The organism is Bradyrhizobium sp. 154 (assembly GCF_023073875.1).
Taxonomy (GTDB): Bacteria; Pseudomonadota; Alphaproteobacteria; order Rhizobiales; family Xanthobacteraceae; genus Bradyrhizobium.
Window position 1 is genome coordinate 53,892 of record NZ_JADPKG010000021.1, and the last position, 19,455, is coordinate 73,346.

A 19,455-nucleotide genomic window follows, 5' to 3' on the forward strand; every position below is an offset into this window, starting at 1 on the left:
GGTGCACGCGCAGTGCACCCGGAATGATGCCTTCGCTACAGCGGCGCCGCGCTCTCGCCCTGTGAGCTCGACAGTTTCGAGACGAGCGAGGCAATGACGATGACCACCGCGATCAGGGCGATCACCAGCGTGCAGATCGCGTTGATCTCCGGCTTCACCCCCAACCGCACTTCGGAGTAGATCCGGATCGGCAGCGTCGCCGAGCCGGGACCCGTGGTGAAGCTCGCGATCACGAGATCGTCCAGCGACAGCGTGAATGCCAGCATCCAGCCGGCGACGATCGCCGGCGCGATCAGCGGCAGCGTGACGGCCACGAACGCGCGGACGGGATCGCAGCCGAGATCCATCGCGGCCTCCTCCAGCGAGCGATCGAGCGAGCCGAGGCGGGACTGCACGACCACGGCGACGAAGCACATCGTCAGCGTGGTGTGGGCGATCGTCACCGTCCAGAAACCGCGCTCGGCGTTGAGCGCGACGAACAACAGCAGCAGCGACAATCCGGTGATCACCTCCGGCATCACCAGCGGCGCATAGAGCATGCCGGAGAACAGCGTACGTCCGCGGAAGCGTTCACCGCGCGACAGTGCGACCGCTGCGAGGGTGCCGAGTAGCGTGGCAATGGTTGCAGACGAGACCGCAACCCGCAGGCTCATCCAGGCCGCCTCGATCATGGCGCGGTCATTGAAGAACTCGTGATACCAGCGCAGCGACCAGCCACCCCACACCGTCACCAGACGCGAGGCGTTGAAGGAATAGATGACGAGGATGAGGATCGGCAAATAGAGAAACGCCAGCCCCAGCGCGAGCGAAGCGATGTTGAAGCGGGAGAGACGGGAGAGCTTGCGCATCGTATCAGCGCCCCTGTTCCAGTTGCCGCTTCTGGAGCCGCTCATATAGCAGAAGCGGTAGCAGCAGCATCACCAGCAGCACGATGGCCGCCGCGGACGCGACCGGCCAGTCCTTGTTGGTGAAGAATTCGAGCCAGAGGGTCTGGCCGATCATCAGCGAATTGGAGCCGGCGAGAAGATCCGGGATGACGAACTCGCCGACGATCGGAATGAAGCACAAGAGCACGCCGGCGCCGACGCCGGGCAGCGACAGCGGGAATGTGACGAGCCAGAACACCTGCCACGGCGGCGCGCCGAGATCGCCGGCCGCCTCCTCCAGCGCCCGCTCCATCTTGGCGAGCGTGGCATAGAGCGGCAGGATCATGAACGGCAAATAGGAATAGACGATGCCGATATACATCGCGCTGTCCGTGGAGAGCCACACCACGGGCTGGCTGACCAGATGCAGCGCCAGCAGGATCTGATTGAGCAGGCCATCGTGCTGGAGGATGTTGATCCAGGCATAGATGCGTATCAGGAACGAGGTCCAGAAGGGCACGATCACCAGCACCATCGCCACCGCCTGCCAGCGCTTCGGCAGCCGCGCCATGCCATAGGCGATGGGGTAACCGATCAGGAGCAGGAGCGCGGTCGCCGTGACCGCGACGATGAGACTGCGCGCATAAGCGAATACGTAGATGTCGTCGGAGATCAGCAGCCTGAAATTGTCAATCGACAACGCAGCAAGGGCCGTCTTCAGCGCTTCCCATCCCGCCGTCAGGTCGAACACGGGCTCGTAAGGTGGCTGAGCAATCGCCGTCTGCGACAGGCTGATCTTCAGCACGAAGCCGAACGGCACCAGGAAGAACAGCGCCATCCAGAGGTAAGGCGCGATGGCAGCAAAACGCGCCGGCCGCGCGAAGATACGGCGGGAGCTCATGACGACAGCACCACGCAGTCGTCGGGCGTAAACCAGGCGATGACTCTCTGGTTCACACTGTAGGCATCGACGTCGAGGCGCGCGCTGTTGACGACTGAAGCTTGCACCATTCCGCCGTCGTCGAGCTTCACCTTATAGGTGGTGGTGCCCCCGAGATAGCAGATGTCGGCGATCACGCCGTCCAGACTGTTGATCGCCGTTTCACGGCCGGCCTCAAACACCGGCCCGCGGCGTGAGAGCTTGACCTTCTCGGGCCGGATTGCGACCGACAGTTTCGTCTCGCTCACCGGCTCGCGCGGCTCCGCCGCTACCAGCGTGCCCGCTTCACGGGTGGCGATCACCAGGCGATGCCCGTCGCGCAGCCTGAACTCGCCGTCGAACAAATTGACGTCGCCGACGAACTCGGCGATCCAGCGCGAGCGCGGCGCCTCGTAAAGCTCGCGCGGGGTCGCGACCTGCGCCAGCTTGCCGGCGTTCATCACACCGATCCGGCTCGCCATCGTCATCGCCTCTTCCTGGTCGTGGGTGACGATGATGAAGGTCATGCCGAGCCGGCGCTGCAGCTCCATCAGCTCGGCTTGCGTGCTCTCGCGCAGCTTCTTGTCGAGCGCGGCGAGGGGCTCGTCGAGCAGCAGGAGCTGCGGTCGGCGGGCCAGCGCACGGGCGAGCGCGACGCGCTGGCGCTGGCCGCCGGAGAGCTGGTCGGGCTTGCGTTTCTCCAGCCCCCCGAGCTTCACCAGCGCGACCATCTCCGCAACGCGCGCGGCAATGTCGGCGCGCGCCATACCGGCGCGCTTCAGGCCGAAGGCGATGTTGTCTTGTGACGACAGATGCGGGAACAGCGCGTAGCTCTGGAACATCATGTTGATCGGACGCTCGTGCGGCAAGGCCTGCGCGATATCCTTGCCCCCGAGCAGGATGCGCCCCTCGTCCGGCGCCTCGAAACCGGCGAGCATGCGCAAGAGCGTGGTCTTGCCGCAGCCGCTCGGACCAAGCAGCGCGAAAAACTCGCCGGCCCTGATGTCGAGCGACACGCCGTCCACGGCACGGAACGTCCCGAAGTTCTTGGAGACGCCCTCAATGCGCAGCAACGGCTGCCCGGCCACCGGATGTTGATCTCCGCTGGCCGCATTCGCCGCGGCGTCTGTTCTGGGCAACTCGTCCGTCATGTTCCCTGCCAACCCCGATTCCGCCGCACGCTAGCGGCCGATCCTGCCTAGCTCAACCGGTTCGGGATGAATCGTTCACACCCGCCATGAACGCGGCCAGCGCGTCGCGATCCGCTGCGGGCATGGTCAGACCAAGCTTGGAACGGCGCCACAGGATGTCCTCTGGGAAGCGCGCCCATTCGTGGGTCATGAGATAGCGCACCTCGGCCCCCGTCAGCTCGGGACCGAAGGCGGGACCGAGCTCTTCACGGATCTTGGCCTCGCCGAGCACCGCCGCTAACCGCGAGCCGTAGGCGGCAACCAGCCGCTGGGCCTGCGGCTCCGAGAGAAAGCGCCACCGGTCGCGCGCGAGATCGACCTCGGTGTCAAAACGATTCCAGGCAAAATCCCCGCCGGGCAGCGCTGCGCCGGCGGTCCAGCGCGGCGACATCGGATAGAACCGCGCCAACTTCGTCACCGCCCTCTCCGCGCGCAGGCGCGACGTCGTAATGTCGCCGCCGAACATCGTGATCAACGGCGCCTTGCGCCGGCGCGCGTGGAACAGGGTCGTGCCATCACGTCTGCGTGCGGACGCCAGCGCCAGGTTGACGCCGGAGACCGTCCGGACCACGTCGGACGGGGTAACGCGCTCGCGGAAATAGCGGCTGGCCGCCTCGCAGAGATAGCTGATATCGGCCCCAGGCATCGCCACGATCGCGGGATCGCCGGTGAACTCACGCGTGACCGTGCCGATCAGGGTGAAGTCGCGCTCGAAGGGCCGGGCAAAGATCAGCCGTCCATCGTTGTTCTGCGAGACGTAGACGTTATCGGATTCGAACAGCCGCGGCACGATGATCTGGCTCATCTGCATGGCGGCCATGGCGAGCAACGGCTGCCGCAGCACAGTCTCCGCCACCACCGACGTCCAGGCCCCGGTCGCGTTGGCCAGTGCCCGGGCCGTGATCGTGCGGCGCTGGCCTCGATCGACCACCGCAAGCCGCCAGGCGTCGGTTCGATCGGCGCGGACGCAACGCGCGCCGGTCCGGATCACCGCGCCACGCTCGGCGGCATCGAGCGCCGTGACCACCACCAGGCGGGAATCATCGACGACGCAATCCGAATATTCGAACGCCATGCTGAACGGACGCTTCAGCGCGTTGCCAACCGGATGATGCGTGATGTCGAGGGTTGTCGCGACAGGCAGCCCGCTCCGGCTGGAGAGGCTGTCATAAAGGAATAGGCCGGCGCGCAGCAGCCATGGCGGACGTTCGTCCGAATGGGCGGGAATGACGAACTGCATCGGCCGGACCAGATGCGGCGCGATCCTGAGCCAGGTCCGCCGCTCCATCAGCGCCCGGCGCACCCGCCAGAACCCGCGCCGTTCCAGAACCGACAGATCGCCGTGGATCAGCCGCGGCGTCGCCGACGACGCCCCGGCGCCGAGATCGCCTGCTCGAACAGGACGACCCGCAGACCACGGCCAGCCGCATCGCGCGCGAGGCTGACACCGTTCAGGCCGCCGCCGATGATCGCAAGGTCGTAATCCGCCATGAGCCGACGAGAAGGAGCGAAGCGCCCCATCATCATTAGCCGGTCTTGAGCGCAAGCTCCATGACCTCAGCACGGCCGACGAGGCCGGCATATTTCCCGATCGGCAGGGGCTTGCCGAGCAGATAGCCCTGCACGCCGTCGCAGCCCTCCTTGGCAAGGAAGGCGAGCTGGTCGGTGGTCTCGACGCCCTCGGCGATGATCGACATTTCGAGGCCGTGGCCGAGATCGATCACGGCGCGCACGATTGCCGCCGATTGCGGGTTGCGGCCGAGATTGATGATGAAGGCTCGGTCGATCTTGATCTTGTCGAACGGGAACGCCTGGAGATAGCTCAGCGAGGAATAGCCGCTGCCGAAATCGTCCATGGAGATGCGCACGCCGAGCGCCTTCAGCCGGCGCAGCAGCGCAAGGCCTCGATCAAAGTCCTCGATCAGCACGCCCTCAGTGATCTCCAGCTCGAGCCGGCCGGGTGCAAGGCCGGTCTCGATCAGGATCGAATGGACGAGGCCAACCACGTCACCGTGCATGAACTGCGCCGGCGACAGATTGACGGCGACCTGGAGCGGTTTTGGCCAGGACGCCGCCTCACGGCAGGCCTCGCGCAGGATCCACTGGCCCATCTCGACGATCAGGCCGCTCTCTTCCGCGATCGGGATGAATTCGGCCGGCGAGACCTGGCCACGCACCGGATGCTGCCAGCGCGCCAATGCCTCGAAGCCGATGATCTCGCTCTCGGCGACGCTGTGGCCGGCGGCGCCCTGCGGCTGGAAGGCGAGCGAGAGCTCGCCCTTCTTGATCGCCATCGATAGGTCCTGGTGCAGCACGCGGCGATCGCGGATCTGCTGGTCCATCTCCGGCTGGTAGAGGCTGATCGTGCCGCGCGACTTCTGCTTGGCGCGGAACAGCGCCGCGCCGGCATTGGCAAGCAGCGAAGCGCCGTCGGCGCCATTGTGCGGGAAGACCGACATGCCAGTGGTGATACCGGCGCGAACCGGCCGGCCATCAATCTGGAATTCCCGGGCGACGGCTTCGCCGATCTGCTGCGCCAGCGCCATTCCGGCGTCCGGCTGCTTGCCGTCGATGATGAGACCGAATTCGTCGCCCGACAGGCGCGCCACCACGCCGCCGCGCGCGGAGTCCTGGAGCCGCTGGGCCACCTCGATCAGGAGCTTGTCTCCGAGCGCATGGCCGAAGACGTCGTTGACCTCCTTGAGGCCGTCGAGGTCCACGCACAGGACGGCAAACTCCTCGACCGTGCCTTCGCAGGCCTCGATCATCTGGGTCAGCGCCTGGAGGAAGGCGGCGCGGTTCGGCAGATCGGTGAGGCCGTCGTGATAGGCCATGTGCGCCATGCGCGACTCGGTCTGCCGGCGATCGGTGACGTCCTCATGGGTCTTGATCAGATATTGCGGCTCGCCGGCATCGCTCAACACGGTGGCGCGGCGTGTCAGGAACAGACGCAAGCCGTCCTTAGTGGAGATCGGATGCTCCTCGGTGATCATCCCGCGCTTCTTGATTGCGGCCTCGTCGCGCGCGATGATCAGCTTGGCTTCCTTGGGATTGAAGATATCCGCGGCAGTCAGGCCCGTGGCTTCCTCCCGCCTGCGGTTGAGAATCGTCTCGGCGCTGCGGTTGGCGAGCAAATAGCGGCCGTCCTTGACTTGCTCGACGATCAGCGCGACCGGAATGTTGTCGACCACGAGCTCGAGGAACTTCTTGGTGCTCTCCAGTTCCTGCGACAGCGAGCGGCGGTCGGTGATGTCCTCGAATACCAGCAGCAGGAATCCGGGCCTGTTGCTTTCATTGCGGACCGCGATCCGGATCGAGGCGACCATGCGCTGCTCCCCGCCACGCTCGACCTCGAAGTCGTTGCGGAATTGACCGTCCGGCGAGTTGAGCGCGGCCTGGTCGGTCGCCTCGATAGTGGCCGCCGAGGCGGGCGAAAACAACTCGCGCGCATTCTTGCCGACCACGTGATCCCGCGAGAAGCCCCAGAAGCGCTCATAGGCGGTGTTCGCGAAGATGTAGCGGCCGTCCTCGATGCTCTTCGCGGCAACACAGGCCGGCACATTGTCCAGCACGGTTTCCAGGAACTGCTTGGTGGAGGCGAGCTGTTGCGAAAGCCGCCGCTGTTCGCTGACGTCGAGATGCGTCGCCACCGAGCCGCCGTTCGGCAGCACGTAAAATTTCACCAGGATGGCCCGTCCATCCGGCAGCTCGGTGATCAAACCGTTGCTGCTTGCCGCCTTCTCGTAGAACTCGTCAACGGAGGCGCCGCCGAGCACCCCGCGCTTGCGTCGCAGCTCGAGGAGTTCGGAGCCGTTCATGTTGGCCCGGATATCCGACCGCGTCAGGCCATAGATCTCGAGATAGCGGTCGTTGCAGAAGATGACGCGCCGCTGCGCATCCGTCATCACCACGCCCTGGTTGAGATTGTTCATTGCCGAGGAGACGAAGGCATTGCGCCGCATCTGCGAACGCCTGGTCCGCCGCAGCGAGGAATGGATCCATAGCGCGATCGCGGCGAGGAACGAGCAGACGACGATGCTCGCGATCAGGACTTCCCAGATCACGTTGGGATCGAGCTTGGCGAGATCACTCGGAGCGGTGAAGCTGTCCGACAGCGCAAAGGCGTGCGCAGGGCCGACCGCGCCAGCCAGGCACACGACGGCCTGCACAGCAATCGGAAGCGCACTGCCCACGTGCCAGTTTTTCTCAGCCATCCGCCACCCGCGATTTCAACGCCGGATTGTCTGGCTTCGCGGGTTTGGATCGGGTAAACGCCTGTACGCGCAACGGAAAAATGTGACGCGAAACACGGCAATTGCCCTGACATGATAAATGCTTCCTTAACGGAAAACGGCCGCGCGCCGTCGCCTCAAGGCCCACTGCCACCGGCTCTCCCAACTGACGTCCTGCACGACCATGGATAGGGTCGATTGCGTCGTCATCGGAGCCGGCGTGATCGGGCTCGCGGTGGCTCGAAGGCTCGCTCAGGCCGGGCGCGAGGTCGTCGTGCTCGAGGAAGCCGAGGCCATCGGCACCGTCACCTCCTCGCGCAACAGCGAGGTGATCCATGCCGGCATCTACTACCGCGCCGGGAGCTGGATGGCGCGCATGTGCGTCGGCGGCAAGCAGGCGCTGTACCGCTACTGCGCTGAGCGCGGCATCCCGCACAAGAATTGTGGCAAGCTGATCGTCGCGACCAGCGCGAAAGAGACCGAGAAGCTGCAATCGATCAAGGCGCATGCCGAAGCCAACGGCGTGCTCGACATGCAACTGCTTTCGGGCGAGGCCGCACGCGCGCTGGAGCCGGCGCTCGCCTGCGACGCCGCACTGCTGTCGCCGTCGACCGGCATCATCGACAGCCACGCCTACATGCTCTCGCTACGCGGCGAAGCCGAGGAGGCCGGCGCGGCCTTCGCGTTCCACACGCCGCTGGTCCGTGCCAAGGCCGCCGCCGACGGCATCGAGATCGAGGCCGGCGGTGAGGCGCCGATGACGCTGCAATGCAGCCTTCTCGTCAACGCCGCGGGACTCTCGGCGACGAATGTGGCGCGTAACATCGACGGCATGCCGCTGGACCGGATTCCGCCGGCCTATCTCGCCAAGGGAAATTATTTCAGCTGCAGTGCCAGGGCGCCGTTCTCGCGCCTGATCTACCCGGTGCCCGAGCCCGGCGGGTTGGGGGTGCACCTGACGCTGGACATGGCAGGTCAGGCCCGCTTCGGCCCCGACGTCGAGTGGATCGAGACCATCAATTACGAGGTCGATCCGGCACGCGCCGAGCGCTTCTATCCCGCGATCCGCAAATACTGGCCGACGCTGCCCGACGGGGCGTTGATGCCGAGCTATTCTGGCATTCGCCCGAAGATCGTGCCGCCAGCGGTGGCGACGCAGGATTTTCTGATGCAGGGCCCGCGCGATCACGGCGTGGCAGGCTTGATCAACCTGTTCGGCATCGAATCGCCGGGACTGACGTCGTCGCTCGCAATCGCGGATCACGTCGCTGAGCTCGCGGACATCTAGAGCGTTTCGAGCAAAGCGGATACCGGTTTGCGTCAAGAAAATGCGTCGAAGCAAAAGGCTGACGCCGCACAAATTTGCACGACGCGCGCTCCTTGCAGCAGGGATGAGCGCAAAGGCGCTCATCCCTGCCTAAGGAGTACGATCAACTCTACGCTGTTGCGGGGATCACTAGTGGAGCGTGTCGCCTTGCTTCAGACGCTCGATCTGGTCCTTGACCATCAACTTCCGGCGCTTCAACTCAACAATTTGCAGGTCGTCTGTTGAAAGGTGCACGAGAGCTTCGTGCAATTCGTTTTCGAGAAGTTTGTGCTTCCGTTCCAATTCAACAAGATGTGCCTGAATTGTCATTCGAAACCTCCTCGGTAGGGTTGAACCTCAGGATTCGATCCGGACGAGGGAAGTCTACATCACCGATTCGTTCTGTCGATGGGTATCCGTGGTTGCGCCGTCATTTTTGAAAATTCATATGTAACGAAGCGTGAGTAAGGGAACCACGCAGAAAAAATCCATGATATCAATGCGCTTGCGCAGCGCCGCGGCGACCCGCAGAAATATGTTGCGGAAGATCGGCGGCCGGCGGCCGCAGATCGCTTGCGGTCACGCCGCGCAAGGACGATAATTTCCACAGGGCATCCACAGCCCAGATCTCACGGCTATCGGTTTTCGGCCACCGCAGACATGACCAATGAAGACGAGCGTGAGCTCGAAGCCGAGCTCACCCGGTTGCAGCAGGAACACCGAGACCTCGATGCGGCGATCGATGCACTGCATCAGTCGCCCGCCCCCGACCTGTTGCGGTTACAACGGTTGAAGAAGCGCAAGCTGTTGTTGCGCGACCGCATCGCCTTCATCGAAGACCAGATCACGCCCGACATCATCGCCTGATCCGCAAGGCGGCCTTGCCGCGGCTTGCGGGTGCGTGAATCTGCTTGACTCAACGAGAACAAAATAGGAACATTCTGCCTTCCAACGCCCCAGGAAACGCCAAGGACAACGCAGATGTCGGCAACCGCCCTTCTCGACAACAGCCATTATGAACAGGCCTGCGATCAGGCGATCGCGATGTGCGACGGCAATCTGCGCAGCACCATCAAGGCGCTGATCATGGCCAATGAATATCTGGAAGCCGAGCTGGAGGAATTGCAGGCGGCGATTTCCGCCGGCTGCGTTCCGGAGATCTCGCCCGGCAAGATGCGAAGCAAAAGCAGCGCCGCCTGAGTTCAACATCGGAGCAACGCCATGTCGGATGTAACCTACTACGTTGCAATGCCCTTCCTGATCGATGCTGACGGATCGCCCGTCGCGGGCGCCGCAGAGGAGTGCCAGAGCTCGACGGCCGCGTTGCGGCGCGCCGAAATCCTATCGCGCGGCGCTGGTCACATCGGCGCGATCGCGTTCAGCCGCAGCGGCGATCCCATGACCGGCGAATTCGGCGACGCCACATTGCTGCGCAAGTTCGGCAATGTGCCACAAGATCTCACCGCGCTGTAGGATTAGCTCCCGGCCAACCTGGTCCGCGGCTCGTGCCGCCGGCACGCCTTGCGCACATACATGGCGGCATCGGCTTCCTCGAGGGCGCGGCCAGCGTCGGACTGCGCCCCCAGCAACGCGACGCCGGCGGAGGCGCCCGCAGCCACGTGCTGGCCCCGAAAGGTGAAGGACAATTCGTCGATCGCCTGCTCGAACGAGGCGGCCTTCGCTTTGGCGTCGGTCTCGCTGAGATTCCACAGCAGCAGCGCGAACTCGTCGCCGCCAAGACGGCCGACCACGTCCGAGGCGCGGACCTGCCGCGTCAGGGTCGCGGCAATCGCCTTGAGCACTTCGTCGCCGGCGGCGTGTCCGAAGGAATCGTTGATCGGCTTCAGCCGATCGACGTCGAGCACGATCAGCGCGCCGCTGGCGCGGTAGCGCTTCATGTAGGCGATGGCGCGGTTGAGCTCGCGCTCGAAGCCGCGCCGGTTCGGAATCTCGAGCAGGAAATCGGTGTCAGCGGCCGCTTCGAGCTCCGCGACCCGCCGCTCCGCCGCCTTCAGCTTGCTCCGCAAGCCGCGGATGGTCGCCTTGATGCTTTCCGTGGCGCCATTGGCCTGCGTTCGGCGCCGCGACGGTCTGGCCGGAGGCTTGGCAGCGGCTTTGGAACGGCTGGCGCTGGTCTTCCGGCCCTTTTCGGCCTTCGCAGCACTCGCCCTTTTTGGTTTCTTCATGGGCATCCTGCTCAATGAAGGCTTGCGGGGATTCACCAAGACAGGATAGTGCATTCCCTTCTCCTTGCCACCGCCTTGCGAGCCGCCGGCCGGAACCTTTAATCTGGCCTATCTTTCTGTTTTCCGGGCACAATTGACGTCATGACCGCGCCGATCGCCATCATCATGGGAAGCCAGTCGGACTGGGACACGATGCGGCATGCCGCCGACACGCTTGCCGCGCTCGGCGTCGCCGCCGACACCCGCATCGTTTCGGCCCATCGCACGCCCGATCGCCTGTTTGCCTTCGCCAAAGGCGCCAAGGCGGCGGGATACAAGGTCATCATCGCCGGCGCTGGCGGCGCCGCGCATCTGCCCGGCATGGCGGCGGCGCTGACGGAGCTGCCGGTGTTCGGCGTGCCCGTCGAATCGAAGACGCTCAAAGGCCTCGATTCGCTGTATTCGATCGTTCAGATGCCCGCGGGTATCCCGGTGGGCACCCTCGCCATCGGCAAGGCCGGCGCGATCAACGCCGCGCTGCTGGCAGCTTCCGTGCTGGCGCTGTCCGATCCCGCCCTGTCCGGTCGCCTTGCCGCCTGGCGCAAGGCGCAGACCGAGGCAGTTGCCGAGCGCCCGGAGGACAAGGCGTGACTGACGCAAAGCAGGTGACGCTGAAGCCGGGCGACACCATCGGAATCCTCGGCGGCGGACAATTGGGCCGGATGCTGGCGATGGCTGCGGCGCGGCTCGGGCTGCGCTGCCAGGTCTTCTCGCCCGATCCGGACTCGCCGGCCTTCGACGTTGTCCTCAATGCAACCTGCGCCGAATATGCCGATGTCGAGGCGCTCGAGCTGTTCGCCAACGACGTCGACGTCATCACCTACGAATTCGAGAACGTGCCGGCGGCCGCCGCGATGGTGCTGGACGCGCGCCGCCCGGTGCTGCCCAACCGCAAGATCCTCGAGACCACCCAGGATCGATTGGCCGAGAAGGATTTTGTCACCCGGCTCGGCATCGGCACCGCCGCTTACGCCGACGTCACCTCGGTGGCTTCGTTGCGCGAGGCGATCGTCGGGATCGGCCTTCCAGCCGTGCTTAAAACCCGCCGCTTCGGTTATGACGGCAAGGGCCAAGCCATCATCCGCGAGGGCGACGATATCGCCAAGGTGTGGACCAGTCTCGCCACCAAATCGGCGATCCTGGAGGCATTCGTGCCCTACGAGCGCGAGATTTCCGTGATCGCCGCCCGCGCGGCGACGGGTCAGGTCGAGTGCTTCGACGTCACCGAGAATGAGCACCGCGACCACATTCTCAAGATATCGCGCGCGCCCGCACCGATCGCGGACTCGCTCGCCGAAGAAGCGCGCAGCATCGCCAGCAAGATCGCCAGCGCGCTCGACTATGTCGGCGTGCTCGCCGTCGAGATGTTCGTGCTCACCAATGGCACCGGACCGAAGGTGCTGGTCAACGAGATCGCTCCGCGCGTGCACAATTCCGGACACTGGACGCTGGACGGCGCGTCCGTGTCGCAATTCGAGCAGCACATCCGCGCCATCGCCGGCTGGCCCCTCGGCAAGCCCGTGCGCCACGGCGAATGCGTCACCATGACCAATCTGATTGGCGACGAGATCAATGACTACGACAAGTGGCTGACGGTTCCTGGCGCCACGGTGCACATCTACGGCAAGGGCGCGCCGCGCCCCGGCCGCAAGATGGGACACGTCACCGAAGTCAGGCCGACAAAAGCCAAATGAGGGGACCGCAGCAATCGCTGCGATCCCCTTGCGATCACGCCGTCTTTGCGCCCGCGACGACACCTGTAGGCTCCTCGCTGAGCCAGCGGTAGATCACCCCGCCTAGCGCGCCGCCGATCAATGGCGCGACCCAGAACAGCCAGAGCTGCGACAGCGCCCAGCCGCCGACGAACAGCGCGGGGCCGGTGCTGCGCGCCGGGTTCACCGAGGTGTTGGTGACGGGGATACTGACGAGATGGATCATCACCAGCGCGAGCCCGATCGCGAGCGGCGCGAAGCCCGCGGGCGCACGGCCATGGGTGGCGCCCATGATGATGAACAGGAACATCATGGTCATCACCACTTCGGTGAGGAAGCACACGATCATGCTGTACTGGCCGGGCGAATGCGCGTCATAGCCGTTCGACGCGAAGCCCTTGGTGACGTCAAATCCGGGCGCCCCGCTCGCGATGACATAGAGCAGCGACGCGGCAACGATGGCGCCCGCCACCTGTGCGATCACATAGGGCAGGATCTGGCCGGCCGGAAAACGGCCACCGGCAGCGAGGCCGACCGTGACGGCCGGATTGAGGTGGCAACCCGAGATGTGGCCGATCGCATAGGCCATGGTGACGACGCTCAGCCCGAACGCCAGCGACACACCGACCAGTCCGATGCCGACCTGGGGAAAGCCGGCGGCAATGACGGCGCTGCCGCAGCCTGCGAATGTGAGCCAGAAAGTGCCGATGGCTTCGGCGGCGTATTTTTTCATGTCCATGTGTCGTCCCCTGATTTCAAGTTTCCGGAACAAAGCTCCGGAAACGACCCCGCCATGGACGTCAAATCGCCCAAATCGGGGCCGCACAGAGGTATTTTCGCCGCATTTAGTGGCCGAAATTGGCCCGAAACCCCGCTTGGCCGGTGGACATCTGCAGTTTTGTCTGATACATCCGCGCGCTCAAGGTTAAGGGCTTGCGCGTTTTGCCATCCCCTTAATTCTTACCAGAATTCAAATCCGATCCACCTGAAGAGGATGCCGCGTGCAGGTTCTCGTCCGCGATAACAATGTCGATCAAGCCCTCAAGGCGCTGAAGAAGAAGATGCAGCGCGAGGGAATTTTCCGCGAGATGAAGCTCCGCGGTCATTACGAGAAGCCGTCCGAGAAGAAGGCCCGCGAAAAGGCCGAAGCCGTGCGCCGCGCACGCAAGCTGGCCCGCAAGAAGCTGCAGCGCGAAGGCCTGCTGCCGATGAAGCCGAAGCCGGTGTTCGGCGCAGGTCCGGGCGGTGATCGTGGCGGTCGCGGCCCGGGTGCAGGTCCGCGCGGACCGCGCTGATCTAGCGGATCTTGCAAGACTTTAGTCTTCGATAACGCGGGCCCCTGGCCCGCGTTATTGTTTTGAGCGGTGCCTATTCTGGGACAGGGGCGCCACCGATGCGGCACTAAAGCACGATGAGATTGGGATTGAACGTCATCGCGCTTTGGTTTGTTGTTTGAGCATGATCTCCGCGCAAACGCATTTCCGCGTTTGTCGCGAGGGAGAACCGCTTTACATTTTTTCGGACCATGCTCTAGCGCGAGCGAACCGTAGATGGCCTCCCCTTTCCCCGAGCGCAGCTTGGCGCGGCTACGCCAGATCTGGCAGCAACCGTTCGTGTTGGCTTTGATCGGGATTGCGCTGTGCAGCTGCTCCTTCGATCTGGGATCGCTGATGCCGGAGAAGGAGAAGCCTCAGGAGGCGCCGAAGGCGATCGCGACCGCCGAAAGCGCGGTCAGCGCCGGCAACGTCAGCGAAGCTCAGGCGCACACGGCAAAGGCCCAATCCTTGGCGAAGTCAGGCGAGGCCGCAGCTGCGCTCGACGAATTCAATCGCGCGGTCGGGCTCGATCCCTACAACGCGCAGGCGCTCTATGGCCGTGCCTTGATCTATCAGGGCAATAACCAGCACGATTTCGCAATCGCCGATTTCAGCGCTGCGAGCGGGCTCAACCCGCAGAAGGTCGAGCCACTGCTCGGCCGCGCCACCAGCTATCTCGCGCTCGGCAAGATCAAGGAAGCCGCAGCCGATCTGGACGAGGCCTCCGAGTCCGATCCGCACAACGCCCAGGTCTGGACCACCCGCGGACAGGCCTATGAGCGGCTGGGCGACAGGGCCAAGGCAGCGGCGTCCTACACCAAGGCGGTCTCGCTTCGCCCACGCGACGATGCCGCCCGCAGCGGCCTCGCCCGGGTCGGCGGCTGACAGCGCGGCTCAGATGCCGTCCTAATCGGGAGTGGCGGGTTTTGGCAAAACGGCGTGGAACATCGACTTCACGCCGGACAGCATCTCATCGGCGACATTGGTCTTCGGCCGCCGCATGGTCGTGGTCGCGGCGGCGTCGGCGCGCAGATCGAGCGGCGGTGCGATCACCGGCACGGGAATGTCAGCCGGCGGCGTGATCCGATTCGGGTCGTCATTTCCGACCGAGGCCGTGTAAGGCGGGTTGAGCGGCGACGAGCCGCTATTGCCATAGGCCTCGGGTGACGGCGTCGACACGGTGATCGGCGGCGGCAGCGGACGCACCGTGGACGGCTCCGCGGTGATCACACGCGGCGCCTCCGGGGTACGGGTTGCTTCCCGTATCGCAGGCTCTGCCGGCCTTTCAGCCGGCTTGGTCTCGGAAGACTTGGTCTCGGAAGACTTGGTCTCGATTGATTTGGCCTCAGCGGCTTTGCCCTCAGGCGACTTGCGCAGACGCTCGATCGCGGCACGCACGAGATCGTTGGCGTCGGGGGCCGCGGCCGGGGAAGCCGCAGCCGGCGCCGAATTGGCCTCCACCATCGGGGCGGTGGCGGGAACCGCAGCAGCCGGAGCGGACTTGGCGGCCGCCTTTTCGCGCGCGGCGGTGCGGCCGCGCGGGCTGGTCTCGGCGGGAGCAACGTCTGCGGCCTTGGTCTCGGCAGAAGGCTGATGATCGGCAGGTTTCTCGGCCGCCGGCTTGTCCGCAGCGTTCTTCTCGGAGACGCTCTTCTCGGAGACACCCTTGGCCTTGACGCCGGGCGCGGGAAGGCTGGCGGTATCCGCCGGCTTGCCCTCACTGCCAGCCTGGGCAGGCACCGCCACGGCCGCAGGAGTATCGGGTGCGGGCTTGGCATTGATGTAGTGATTAACGATGTAAGCCCCGATGATCGTCGCGAGCACCGAGGGGAAAATATCCATCGAGATTTTAGCGAGGTATTTCAGCATTTCTCGGCCACTCCCCGCGCGATCTGATGCGGGAACTTTGGGGCATTGTGAGGGATCAACTGCGACGGATCGATGGCAAACAGCAACGCCAACCTACGGTTTTAGCTCGACTTCAAGGAACACGATCTCGGTTGAGGTTTCGTTAAGTACGTCATGCTGGACGCCAGCCTTGCGGAAATAGGATTTCCCGGCCGCAAGCTGCGCCTTGGATCTCTCGCCGCCGGGCGCCACGATGGTCATCTCCCCCGCCACCACGGGTACAATCACATAGTCCATGCCGTGCGTGTGATGCCCGGTGGCGCTCCCCGGCGCAAGTCGCCACTCGGTCACGCGGACCTGCGCGTTGTCGACCTGAACCTCGGACTGGGCGGCAAGCATCGGGAACTCTCCTTGTCGCGCTTCAGGGCACGAAGACCATGAACACGTAGACGGCAAATACCACCATGTGGACCAGACCGAACAGGACATTGGTCCTCCCGGTGCCGAACGTCAGCATGCTCAAGAAGAAGGTGAGGAGCAAGAGCACGCTGCCCTGGGCGTTGAGGCCGAGTTCGAGCTCCTTGTCGAGCGCGTAGGTGGCGACGCCGACGGCCGGGATGGTCAGCCCGATGGTCGCGAGTGACGATCCGAGCGCGAGGTTAATGCTCTTCTGGAGGTCGTTCTTGCGGGCAGCCGCGATGGCCGCGACGCCCTCGGGCAGCAGGATCAGGAGCGCGACCAGAAGGCCGGCGAAGGCCGGCGGCGCGCCGATCCTGGCGCCCACGGCATCGACCACCAGCGAGAATTTCTTGGCGAGCAGCACGACCGCCAGAAGTGAGACCAAGAGCAGCGCCACGGTGAGCGCGAGCGCCCCACTTGACAGGTGCACCTCCCCGCCCTCGCCCTGCGCCCGTTCATGAACGAAGTAATCCTTGTGCAGGACGGTCTGGGTGTAGAGAAACACCGCATAAAGCGCGAGCGTGACCACGTCGACGAAACCGAGCTGAACCGCCGAATAGACCGGCCCGGGCGTGGTGGTGGTGTAGTTCGGCATGATCAGCGTGATGGTGGCAAGCGCAAACAGGACGCTGAGATAGACGTTGGCCCCGGAGAGCTGGAAACCCTGCTCGCGATAACGCAGACCGCCGATGAAGATGCAGAGCCCGACGAGGCCATTGCAGACGATCATGACCACGGCGAACACGGTGTCGCGCGCGAGCGCCGGGGCGGGCTTGTCGCCCAGCATGATCGTGGTGATCAGCGCCACTTCGATGATGGTCACCGAGAGCGTCAGCACCAGCGTGCCATAGGGTTCGCCGACCCGCTCAGCGATCACTTCGGCATGATGAACCGCGGAAAATACGGTGCCGAACAGGATGATCAGAAGGACAATGGCGAAGACGAGCCCGCCGAGCGACAGCGTGAACACGTAGTCCGTCGCGCTAACAGCCGCGAACAACAGCACGGCCAGCGCCGGGAAGGTCCAGGCCGACCGGGGCATCGGGTTATGTGCGCTCATCCACCGCTTCCATTTGCTGGCATGAGCAGTAGCAAATCAGGCGTGAGATTCAATGCCAGTGCAGGATCGGCGCGACCGGCAGCAGCGTCAGCAGCAGGAACAGCGGAATCAGCACGGCGCCGGCGCGCAGCATATAGCCGAAGAAGCTCGGCATCTCGATGCCGTTCTCGCTGGCAATGCTGCTCACCATGAAGTTCGGCGCATTGCCGATATAGGTGAGCGCACCCATGTAGACCGCACCCATGGAGATCGAGGCGAGCGTACCCGAGAGTTCATGCATTAGCACTTGCGGGTCGCCGCCGGCGAGTTCGAAGAACAACAGATAGGTCGGCGCATTGTCGAGGAACGCCGACATCAGGCCGGTGAACCAGAAATAGGCGACTTCGCGCGGCGCACCGTCCGGCGCCGTCACCGCCGACAACAGCCAGGCGAAGGCACCGTGATGGCCGGCATTGAGCATGGCAATGACGGGAATGATCGCGACGAAAATGCCGGCGAACAGTTTCGCGACCTCGCGGATCGGCTCCCAGGTGAAGCCGTTGGCCAGTCTGTGCTCGTCCGGCGTCAGCCAAACCGACAAGGCCGCAATGGCCAGCAGCACCAAATTGCGGACGACGTCCTCCAATTGCAGCTTGGTGCCGAGAATGTCGAAGGCAATGCCGGGCTTCCACATCGCCGACGCCAGCAGGCTCGCGACGATGGCCGCGATCAGCACCAAATTGACAAGGCCGCGGATGCGCAGCGGCTCCCCGCAACCTGTGTCGCCGGGCGGCGACTCGCTGCGGAAGCGCCTGACGTCGATGGCGACGAAGATGGCGAGCAGCAGTCCGGCCACGATTGCGGTCTGCAACCAGATGGTACGCGTGGTCCAGAAGAAATCGACGCCATGCAGGAAGCCGACGAACAGCGGGGGATCGCCGAGCGGGCTCAGCGCGCCGCCGACATTGGCAACCAGGATGACGAAGAAGATGACGACATGGGTATTGTGGCGCCGCAGCCGGTTGGCGCGGATCAAGGGACGGATCAGGATCATCGCGGCCCCCGTGGTGCCGACAATGCTCGCCCCCAATGTGCCGAGCGCGAGGATGCCGAAATTGGTCGCCGGCGTGGCCTTGATGTCGCCGGTGATGAGGATGCCGCCGGCCACGACATAGAGCGAGAACAGCAGCACGATGAAGCCGAGATATTCGGCGAGCATGGCGTGAACGAGCGCCGCCAGCGTTGCCATGCTCCCGGCAAAGATGACGAGCGCGGCGAGTGCCAGCAGCGACCAGGCCGCGGCGATCTTGCCGTAGTGATGATGCCAGATTTTTGGAAACAGCAGCGGACCCAATGCGATCGATAGCAACAGGCCGGCAAAGGGTAGCGCATAGGGCCAGCGCATGGCAGCACCATCGAGCCCGGTCGCTGCCCATGCGTGTTGCGGCGATAACGCGAGGATCGCGGCGAAGGCCAGGCGCCAGGGCCACGTGACGAACTGCTTAGGATTCAATGAAGCGCCTTGCCGTTTCGATCGCACCGAAAGCATCGAGATTGTCGTGTCCGCCGCCCGCGAAGCGAACGAACTGCTTGGGTCCGCGGGCGAGCGCAAACAGACGCTCTCCGAACACGATCGAAATGACAAGGTCATTGGTGCCATGCATGATCAGCAGCGGCACCGTGACGCGCGCGATCCGCTCGTCGGAGCGAAACGGGTCGCGCATCAGGAGGCGCACCGGCACGAACCGGAACGCCGATGCGGCGATATCGACCGCCGAGGTATAGGGCGCCTCCAGGATCAGCTTGCCGATCGGATGCTCGGATGCGAGCGCGACGGCCACGCCGGTGCCGAGCGAAAAGCCCCAGGCGACGATCCGTTCCGCGGCATAGCGCCCCGACGTGAAATCGTAGGCAGCTGCGGCATCGCGCAGCAAACCCTCCTCACTCGGCGCACCGCTCGAGCCGGCATAGCCGCGATAGGACAGCGCGACGAGGCCGGTGCCGTCGGCCGTCATCGCCCTGAAGCGGCTGACGCGACCGGCGAGAAAATCGCCATTGCCCGGAAAATACAGGATCACGGGACGGCCACGCTTCGCCGGCACGTGCCAGACGATGACCTTCTCGCCGTCCGACGTGGTCAGGACATGCTCTTCCGCCTCGGGAAGGCCCGCGGCATCGGGTGCGGTGCGACCGGCGGGCGGGATCGGAAACATCATCTGGCGCTGCCGGACATACAGCACGAGGAGACCGGCGCAATAGACGGCCGCGAGCAGGATGGCGATCCACTTGACGATGGTCATGATACGCGGCCGGCCTTTCGGCTCACGGCTTGCGACGGCTCCG

General features: G+C 64.5%; 20 protein-coding genes and 1 pseudogene. 8 read left to right on the plus strand and 13 right to left on the minus strand.

Going from position 1 to position 19,455, the window contains the following annotated elements; translation table 11 throughout:
- Positions 1-35: 35 nt before the first annotated feature.
- From IVA92_RS02320 to IVA92_RS02340, 5 genes and pseudogenes are all read right to left on the minus strand, one after another.
- A complete protein-coding gene (locus IVA92_RS02320) occupies positions 36-848 on the minus strand; it encodes an ABC transporter permease subunit (RefSeq protein WP_247280160.1) in 813 nt (270 codons plus the stop codon).
- 4 nt (positions 849-852) lie between these two features.
- Positions 853-1,767 carry an ABC transporter permease gene (locus IVA92_RS02325; RefSeq protein ID WP_247280161.1) on the minus strand — a complete coding sequence of 305 codons (915 nt, stop codon included), beginning with the start codon at positions 1,765-1,767 and terminating at the stop codon, positions 853-855.
- A complete protein-coding gene (locus tag IVA92_RS02330; protein ID WP_247280162.1) occupies positions 1,764-2,936 on the minus strand; it encodes an ABC transporter ATP-binding protein in 1,173 nt (390 codons plus the stop codon). The genes IVA92_RS02325 and IVA92_RS02330 overlap by 4 nt, the downstream gene beginning before the upstream one ends.
- A gap of 52 nt (positions 2,937-2,988) precedes the next feature.
- Positions 2,989-4,466 (minus strand): annotated as a pseudogene (locus IVA92_RS02335) (glycerol-3-phosphate dehydrogenase).
- A gap of 35 nt (positions 4,467-4,501) precedes the next feature.
- Positions 4,502-7,189, minus strand: a complete 2,688-nt coding sequence (locus tag IVA92_RS02340; RefSeq protein ID WP_247280163.1) for an EAL domain-containing protein — start codon at positions 7,187-7,189, stop codon at positions 4,502-4,504.
- Between the two features lie 202 nt (positions 7,190-7,391).
- Between IVA92_RS02340 and IVA92_RS02345 the strand changes: the two genes are divergently transcribed.
- A complete protein-coding gene (locus IVA92_RS02345) occupies positions 7,392-8,495 on the plus strand; it encodes an NAD(P)/FAD-dependent oxidoreductase (RefSeq protein ID WP_247280164.1) in 1,104 nt (367 codons plus the stop codon).
- Positions 8,496-8,663: 168 nt separating this feature from the next.
- Here IVA92_RS02345 and IVA92_RS02350 read toward each other — a convergent pair whose 3' ends face one another.
- A complete protein-coding gene (locus tag IVA92_RS02350) occupies positions 8,664-8,843 on the minus strand; it encodes a DUF465 domain-containing protein (protein WP_025034152.1) in 180 nt (59 codons plus the stop codon).
- Positions 8,844-9,173: 330 nt separating this feature from the next.
- On the opposite strand from IVA92_RS02350, the gene IVA92_RS02355 reads away from it, so the two are divergent.
- From IVA92_RS02355 to IVA92_RS02365, 3 genes are all read left to right on the plus strand, one after another.
- On the plus strand, positions 9,174-9,380 hold the full coding sequence (locus IVA92_RS02355) for a DUF465 domain-containing protein (protein WP_008546179.1): 207 nt from the start codon (positions 9,174-9,176) through the stop codon (positions 9,378-9,380).
- Between the two features lie 114 nt (positions 9,381-9,494).
- Positions 9,495-9,713, plus strand: coding sequence for a hypothetical protein (locus tag IVA92_RS02360; RefSeq protein ID WP_247280165.1), 219 nt, complete (start codon positions 9,495-9,497; stop codon positions 9,711-9,713).
- 21 nt (positions 9,714-9,734) lie between these two features.
- A complete protein-coding gene (locus IVA92_RS02365; RefSeq protein ID WP_247280166.1) occupies positions 9,735-9,986 on the plus strand; it encodes a hypothetical protein in 252 nt (83 codons plus the stop codon).
- Positions 9,987-9,988: 2 nt separating this feature from the next.
- On the opposite strand, the gene IVA92_RS02370 is transcribed toward IVA92_RS02365, so the two are convergent.
- The gene (locus IVA92_RS02370; RefSeq protein ID WP_247280167.1) at positions 9,989-10,699 is read right to left on the minus strand and encodes a GGDEF domain-containing protein; all 711 of its coding nucleotides are present in this window, start codon (positions 10,697-10,699) and stop codon (positions 9,989-9,991) included.
- A gap of 141 nt (positions 10,700-10,840) precedes the next feature.
- Between IVA92_RS02370 and purE the strand changes: the two genes are divergently transcribed.
- Together purE and IVA92_RS02380 are read left to right on the plus strand one after the other, a co-directional pair.
- Positions 10,841-11,329, plus strand: coding sequence for a 5-(carboxyamino)imidazole ribonucleotide mutase (purE, locus tag IVA92_RS02375; RefSeq protein ID WP_247280168.1), 489 nt, complete (start codon positions 10,841-10,843; stop codon positions 11,327-11,329).
- Positions 11,326-12,432 carry a 5-(carboxyamino)imidazole ribonucleotide synthase gene (locus tag IVA92_RS02380; protein ID WP_247280169.1) on the plus strand — a complete coding sequence of 369 codons (1,107 nt, stop codon included), beginning with the start codon at positions 11,326-11,328 and terminating at the stop codon, positions 12,430-12,432. The genes purE and IVA92_RS02380 overlap by 4 nt, the downstream gene beginning before the upstream one ends.
- Positions 12,433-12,466: 34 nt before the next feature.
- On the opposite strand, the gene aqpZ is transcribed toward IVA92_RS02380, so the two are convergent.
- Positions 12,467-13,189 carry an aquaporin Z gene (aqpZ, locus tag IVA92_RS02385; protein ID WP_247280170.1) on the minus strand — a complete coding sequence of 241 codons (723 nt, stop codon included), beginning with the start codon at positions 13,187-13,189 and terminating at the stop codon, positions 12,467-12,469.
- Between the two features lie 262 nt (positions 13,190-13,451).
- Between aqpZ and rpsU the strand changes: the two genes are divergently transcribed.
- Positions 13,452-13,745: a 30S ribosomal protein S21 gene (rpsU, locus tag IVA92_RS02390; protein ID WP_247280171.1), complete on the plus strand. Its 294-nt coding sequence runs from the start codon at positions 13,452-13,454 to the stop codon at positions 13,743-13,745.
- A 255-nt stretch (positions 13,746-14,000) separates the two neighbouring features.
- The gene (locus IVA92_RS02395) at positions 14,001-14,651 is read left to right on the plus strand and encodes a tetratricopeptide repeat protein (RefSeq protein WP_247280172.1); all 651 of its coding nucleotides are present in this window, start codon (positions 14,001-14,003) and stop codon (positions 14,649-14,651) included.
- Between the two features lie 21 nt (positions 14,652-14,672).
- Here IVA92_RS02395 and IVA92_RS02400 read toward each other — a convergent pair whose 3' ends face one another.
- The 5 genes from IVA92_RS02400 to IVA92_RS02420 all read right to left on the minus strand — a co-directional run bounded on the left by IVA92_RS02400 (position 14,673) and on the right by IVA92_RS02420 (position 19,412).
- Entirely contained in the window at positions 14,673-15,635 is a 963-nt protein-coding gene (locus IVA92_RS02400) for a hypothetical protein (protein WP_247280173.1), read from the minus strand.
- 93 nt (positions 15,636-15,728) lie between these two features.
- A complete protein-coding gene (locus IVA92_RS02405; RefSeq protein ID WP_247280174.1) occupies positions 15,729-16,013 on the minus strand; it encodes a cupin domain-containing protein in 285 nt (94 codons plus the stop codon).
- Between the two features lie 22 nt (positions 16,014-16,035).
- Positions 16,036-17,133, minus strand: coding sequence for an ionic transporter y4hA (locus IVA92_RS02410; RefSeq protein ID WP_247280175.1), 1,098 nt, complete (start codon positions 17,131-17,133; stop codon positions 16,036-16,038).
- Between the two features lie 49 nt (positions 17,134-17,182).
- Positions 17,183-18,661, minus strand: a complete 1,479-nt coding sequence (locus IVA92_RS02415) for a sodium:proton antiporter (protein WP_247280176.1) — start codon at positions 18,659-18,661, stop codon at positions 17,183-17,185.
- Entirely contained in the window at positions 18,615-19,412 is a 798-nt protein-coding gene (locus tag IVA92_RS02420; RefSeq protein WP_247280177.1) for an alpha/beta hydrolase, read from the minus strand. The genes IVA92_RS02415 and IVA92_RS02420 overlap by 47 nt, the downstream gene beginning before the upstream one ends.
- Positions 19,413-19,455 lie beyond the last annotated feature (43 nt).

Bases quoted from the DNA above. Each gene is read 5' to 3' on its own strand.
- IVA92_RS02320 (WP_247280160.1), bottom strand. From the start codon at position 848: ATGCGCAAGCTCTCCCGTCTCTCCCGCTTCAACATCGCTTCGCTCGCG.
- IVA92_RS02325 (WP_247280161.1), bottom strand. From the start codon at position 1,767: ATGAGCTCCCGCCGTATCTTCGCGCGGCCGGCGCGTTTTGCTGCCATC.
- IVA92_RS02330 (WP_247280162.1), bottom strand. From the start codon at position 2,936: ATGACGGACGAGTTGCCCAGAACAGACGCCGCGGCGAATGCGGCCAGC.
- IVA92_RS02340 (WP_247280163.1), bottom strand. From the start codon at position 7,189: ATGGCTGAGAAAAACTGGCACGTGGGCAGTGCGCTTCCGATTGCTGTG.
- IVA92_RS02345 (WP_247280164.1), top strand. From the start codon at position 7,392: ATGGATAGGGTCGATTGCGTCGTCATCGGAGCCGGCGTGATCGGGCTC.
- IVA92_RS02350 (WP_025034152.1), bottom strand. From the start codon at position 8,843: ATGACAATTCAGGCACATCTTGTTGAATTGGAACGGAAGCACAAACTT.
- IVA92_RS02355 (WP_008546179.1), top strand. From the start codon at position 9,174: ATGACCAATGAAGACGAGCGTGAGCTCGAAGCCGAGCTCACCCGGTTG.
- IVA92_RS02360 (WP_247280165.1), top strand. From the start codon at position 9,495: ATGTCGGCAACCGCCCTTCTCGACAACAGCCATTATGAACAGGCCTGC.
- IVA92_RS02365 (WP_247280166.1), top strand. From the start codon at position 9,735: ATGTCGGATGTAACCTACTACGTTGCAATGCCCTTCCTGATCGATGCT.
- IVA92_RS02370 (WP_247280167.1), bottom strand. From the start codon at position 10,699: ATGAAGAAACCAAAAAGGGCGAGTGCTGCGAAGGCCGAAAAGGGCCGG.
- purE (WP_247280168.1), top strand. From the start codon at position 10,841: ATGACCGCGCCGATCGCCATCATCATGGGAAGCCAGTCGGACTGGGAC.
- aqpZ (WP_247280170.1), bottom strand. From the start codon at position 13,189: ATGGACATGAAAAAATACGCCGCCGAAGCCATCGGCACTTTCTGGCTC.
- IVA92_RS02395 (WP_247280172.1), top strand. From the start codon at position 14,001: ATGGCCTCCCCTTTCCCCGAGCGCAGCTTGGCGCGGCTACGCCAGATC.
- IVA92_RS02400 (WP_247280173.1), bottom strand. From the start codon at position 15,635: ATGCTGAAATACCTCGCTAAAATCTCGATGGATATTTTCCCCTCGGTG.
- IVA92_RS02405 (WP_247280174.1), bottom strand. From the start codon at position 16,013: ATGCTTGCCGCCCAGTCCGAGGTTCAGGTCGACAACGCGCAGGTCCGC.
- IVA92_RS02410 (WP_247280175.1), bottom strand. From the start codon at position 17,133: ATGAGCGCACATAACCCGATGCCCCGGTCGGCCTGGACCTTCCCGGCG.
- IVA92_RS02415 (WP_247280176.1), bottom strand. From the start codon at position 18,661: ATGCTTTCGGTGCGATCGAAACGGCAAGGCGCTTCATTGAATCCTAAG.
- IVA92_RS02420 (WP_247280177.1), bottom strand. From the start codon at position 19,412: ATGACCATCGTCAAGTGGATCGCCATCCTGCTCGCGGCCGTCTATTGC.